The sequence below is a fragment of the Polaribacter sp. genome (genome assembly GCF_049276715.1).
Taxonomy (GTDB): Bacteria; Bacteroidota; Bacteroidia; order Flavobacteriales; family Flavobacteriaceae; genus Polaribacter.
The window spans coordinates 1-4,886 of sequence record NZ_JBASWY010000011.1 but is presented as its reverse complement, the minus strand read 5'-3'; the positions used below and the strand labels follow the sequence as shown (position 1 = coordinate 4,886).

Annotated in this window: 4 protein-coding genes and 1 pseudogene; 4 read left to right on the top strand and 1 reads right to left on the bottom strand. The window is 28.4% G+C overall.

Annotation, left to right across the window (positions count from 1 at the left end; genetic code table 11):
- Window positions 1-74 precede the first annotated feature (74 nt).
- The 3 genes from WAO74_RS03040 to WAO74_RS03030 all read left to right on the top strand — a co-directional run bounded on the left by WAO74_RS03040 (window position 75) and on the right by WAO74_RS03030 (window position 2,521).
- A complete protein-coding gene (locus tag WAO74_RS03040) occupies window positions 75-248 on the top strand; it encodes a hypothetical protein (protein WP_422159579.1) in 174 nt (57 codons plus the stop codon).
- Between the two features lie 88 nt (window positions 249-336).
- Window positions 337-1,473 carry a hypothetical protein gene (locus WAO74_RS03035; protein ID WP_422159577.1) on the top strand — a complete coding sequence of 379 codons (1,137 nt, stop codon included), beginning with the start codon at window positions 337-339 and terminating at the stop codon, window positions 1,471-1,473.
- On the top strand, window positions 1,463-2,521 hold the full coding sequence (locus WAO74_RS03030) for a nucleotidyltransferase family protein (RefSeq protein WP_422159575.1): 1,059 nt from the start codon (window positions 1,463-1,465) through the stop codon (window positions 2,519-2,521). The genes WAO74_RS03035 and WAO74_RS03030 overlap by 11 nt, the downstream gene beginning before the upstream one ends.
- Window positions 2,522-2,536: 15 nt before the next feature.
- Here WAO74_RS03030 and WAO74_RS03025 read toward each other — a convergent pair whose 3' ends face one another.
- Entirely contained in the window at window positions 2,537-3,889 is a 1,353-nt protein-coding gene (locus WAO74_RS03025) for a UDP-N-acetylmuramate--L-alanine ligase (protein WP_422159574.1), read from the bottom strand.
- A gap of 169 nt (window positions 3,890-4,058) precedes the next feature.
- Between WAO74_RS03025 and WAO74_RS03020 the strand changes: the two are divergent.
- Window positions 4,059-4,886 (top strand): annotated as a pseudogene (locus tag WAO74_RS03020) (alpha-2-macroglobulin); the annotation flags it as partial.

Genomic DNA, 4,886 nt, shown 5'->3' with positions numbered 1-4,886 from the left:
TAGAAACTGAAACAGGTAAACTAAATAGAAAAATAACTTTAGAATAATTACAAGAATTTTAAATAGCAAACATCATGAAAAACAAAACGAAAAATAATACACAAGAAGAAATTACTAGAAAAGAAGCTATTAAAAAGATTGGTAATTATGGTAAATATGCAGCGTTAACTGCTTTAGGAACGTATATGATTTTAAATCCACAAAAAGCGCAAGCTGCAAGTCCAGAAGCACCTGGAACAGGATTTTAATATCATTTTTAAATTAAATTTAAAACGCCTCAATTTTTTTGGGGCGTTTTATTTTTATATACACTCTAAATACCTATTTTTAAGCCCTATGACAAAGAAAGTATTACTACATAAAGTTATAGAAGATAAAACCATTGTTTGGTTCGAAAATAGAAACGAATATGTAATCTTCGAAAATACAACTGCAGACATTCTTAAAAGAATAAACAAAGGGATTTCTACCAAAGAAATTGCTGCTGCTTTATCTAAAAAACTGAGTGTGCCTATAGATAAAACCATCGATTTTATATTAGATTTAGAACATAAAATTAATGACCCTAAAAAAATTAATAATCTAGAATTAGTAAATGATTATAGAGATATAAAAAAACCATCCACCTATAATTTTATTAAATATTATAAAATAAATAATATCATATGTAAAGTTTCTTACTTAAACGAAATGGAGCTTTCTTATGTTCATCCCAAATTTTCTCATTTAGAAGTTGATCTTGTTAAAGAATTTAATCATGAATTTGAAGTTTTTATCCATCATAATTATATATTTCTTTATGTAAACAAAAAGCTAATTGGTTCTTGGAGCAGCAAAGATGTTCATTATTTTCAGGGTAAGTTTTCTATGGAACTTATTCAGAAAATTCATCAAAAAGAAGAAGATAAATGGCTGGGTGTTTTTCATGCATCTGCGATTAGTAATGGTAAAAAATCGATGTTGTTTTTAGGCGATTCTGGTAATGGAAAAAGTACATCTTTGGCCCTTTTACAGGCAAATGGTTTTACTTGTTTGGCTGATGATTTTGTACCTGTTGATGCAAAAAAACAAGAAGTGTATAGTTTTCCTGCAGCAATTTCTATCAAAAAAAATAGTTTAAAAACGTTGCTACCTATTTATCCAGAATTAGAAACAACTGCTGAATACAATTTTACAAGATTGAATAAAATTGTACGTTATTTAAAACCTAATAACGCTGATTTTTTTGCTCATTTACCTTGTAACGATTTAATTTTTATCAAATATGAAAAGGATAGCGAATTAATTTGTTCAAAAATTTCTAATCTTGAAGCCTTTCAACAACTTGTTCCAGATTCTTGGCTATCACCCATAAAAGAGAATGCACAAACTTTTTTAGATTGGTTTGAGAACTTAAATTGTTATCAATTAACCTATTCTAAAAACGTTGAAATGATTAAAACAGTTTCTGAAATCTTTAATAATGACTTATAAAGAAACCCTATTTTTTATTGGTAAATGTTTAACTGTTAATTATAATCTTACTACTAAAATTAGTATTGAAAAAGAGTTAAAAACCGCTACTATTGATTGGGATTCTGTTGTTAAATTAAGCACAAGCCATTACGTTTTCCCTGCTTTATATTGTAATTTTAAAAAAGCAGATTTCTTGCATTACTTGCCACAAGATTTAGTAGACTATATGGAATATATTACCCATTTAAATCGTGAAAGAAATAAGGAAATAATTGAACAGACAAAAGAAATAAATGAGCTTTTATCAGCTAGCAACATCACTCCTATTTTCTTAAAAGGTACAGGGAATTTATTGGAAGGTTTATATGATGACATTGCTGAACGAATGTTGGGTGATATAGATATATTAATAAAAAAGGAAGATTGCAATCGTGCTTTTGAAATATTACAAAAAAACAACTATACAAAAGTATTGCCTGTTTTATTTGAGGATCATAGACATCTGCCAAGAATAATAAATCCTAATAAAATTGCTGCTATGGAAATTCATAGAGAAATGCTTTTAATTGAAAAAAGCAAGTATTTTAACTATGAAAGTATAAAAGATTCTTTAAAACATGATATTAATAATAACTGTTACGTTTTATCAGATGAAAATAAAATTAAATTAACCATTTATTCGAAGCTCATAAATGATAAAGAATATATTCTTAAAAGAATTACGTTAAGAGCAGCGTACGATTTTTTTTTAGTAGCAAGTAAATCTTCAAATACACTGTACTTGCATGACGAAAATCTTGGAAAAGAACTAAATGCAGGTGTTGAGGTTTATAATTTTATATTACCTAATTCTAAAAATGTTAGTTTCGATTCAAATAAACAATCAAAACTTCATCTCAAAAGATGCTTAAAAGCTGCAGATAGATCTTTCTACAGTGTTAAGTATTACCAATTCATACTTTTACTTCTAAAATTAGAATTTAATACGAAATTTATATTCAAATCGTTTTTTAATAAATCGTATATGAAATTTATTTTATCTCGATTATTTCGACATGAAAAATAAAAGAAAAAATTGGTATTAAATAAGCTCCTTCACTTCTTCAAAATTCAAACCTCCATAATTACCAGAACTCATTAAAACAACAGCCGTTTTTTCTAGATTTTCAGAAAATAAAAAGTCCTTAAATTCTTGCGGATTTGTATAAATAATCAAATCTTCTCTCTCAAAAGAACTAGCAATTTGCTCTTTGGTAACTTCTTCTAATTGCTTAATTTTTACAGCATGAGGTGAATAAAAAACAACAGCTTTATCCGCAAAATCCAAAGCACCTTTGTATTCTGCTAAAAATTCTGCATTTAAACTAGAATAAGTATGCAATTCTAAACAAGCTAAAACTGTTCTCTCTTCATATTGTTCTTTCACAGCTTTTGTGGTTGCAGCTACTTTACTAGGACTGTGAGCAAAATCTTTAAAAATTACAGTTGAATTATTCTCAACAATTTTCTCCAAACGTTTGCTTGCGCCTTTAAAACTAGCAATCGCTTCATAAAAATCGTCTTCATCAATTCCCATATGTTGACAAATCCACTTTGCACCTGCTAAATTTTGTAAGTTGTGTTTCCCAAAAATTTCTAAAGGCAAGTTGCCCTCTTCAGTTTCTAAATACGTAATTCCGTTTTCTATAAAATGATTTGGAGTTAGATAAGGATACTTTTTAATATGATTTTCAGATGATTCTACAATCTCTTTTACATGCTCATCTTCGACATTATACACCATACTTCCTCCATTAATCATAGAATCTGTAAAGATTTTAAATTGCTCTTTATAGTTTTCGAAAGTTGGAAAAACATTAATATGATCCCAAGCAATACCACTTAAAAGCGCAATATTTGGTTTGTACAAATGAAATTTTGGTCGCATATCAATTGGAGAACTCAAATATTCATCGCCTTCTAAAACCATAAAATCGTTTTCTTTGGTTAAATGCACCATGGTTTCAAAACCCTCTAATTGCGCACCAACCATGTAATCTACTTCTTTTTCATGATAATTTAACACATGTAAAATCATAGAAGTAATGGTAGTTTTTCCATGAGAACCACCAATTACAACTCGCGTTTTGTTTTTTGCTTGTTCAAATAAAAACTCTGGATAAGAATAAATTTTCAAGCCTAATTCTTGCGCTTTTAATAATTCTGGATTGTCTTTTTTTGCATGCATGCCAAGAATGATAACATCTAAATCCGATGAAATTTTCTCTGGATACCAGCCAAATTCTTTAGGTAGCAACCCATATTTTTCTAATCGAGATTTTGATGGATTGTGAATGGTATCATCACTTCCAAAAACTTGGTATCCTTTTTGGTGTAAAGCAATTGCCAAATTGTGCATTGCACTGCCTCCAATTGCTATAAAATGAATGTTCATAAGTAAAATTATAAGAAGTAAAAATACAAAAGCTTTGCACAATATTAATTATCTTTAGAATGAAACTCGATTAAAAAATACGTTTACTAACTGAAATGACTAGTTTACTAATTCTAGGTTGTTATAAACCCTCTTTTTTACTTGTTTTACAGCATAAAATTAATTCACTATGAAAAAATATACAACATCATTAATTTTAATAATTCTACTTTCTCTCACAACGAATGCTCAAAATAAGTTTGATGAACTTTGGACCCAAGCAGAAAAATTAGAAGTGGATGGTTTGTCAAAATCTGCATTAGAAATTGTTGAAAAAATTTACACACAAGCAACAGAAACCAACACCCCACCTCAAATTATAAAATCCCTTTTTTATAAAAGCAAATTTGTGTTGATTTTAGAAGAAGAGGCACAATTAAAAGTGATTGAGAACTTCAAAAGTCAGATTGCGAAAAGTAGTTTTCCAACAAAAAATGTGTTGCAAAATATATTGGCAAATTTATATTGGCAGTATTTTAATCAAAATAGATATCAATTTTACAACCGAACCAAAACAGATACTTCGTCAAGCTCAGCATTAAAAAATGATGATTTTAGGACTTGGGATTTAGATACGTTGTTCCAAGAAATTCAAACCTACTTCAAAGCATCTTTAGAAGAAGAACATCAACTGCAAGAAATTGAAATCGAAAAGTTTTCTGAGATATTGAATCTTCAAAAAACGACTAAAACATTCAGCCCAACATTGTTTGACTTTTTAGCAAATAATGCTTTGACTTTTTACAAAACTTCAGAAAACTCCATCACAAAACCTGCGTATCAATTTCAAATAGATTCTCCAGATTTTTTAAAGGATGCTGATACATTTAGTAATATTTCTATGCAATCTAAAGACAGTTTGTCTTTGCAACTAAATGCATTAAAAATCTATCAAAAATTAGTGTGTTTTCATATTACCAATGGCACTAAAAATGCACTTGCAAATATTGATATTGAA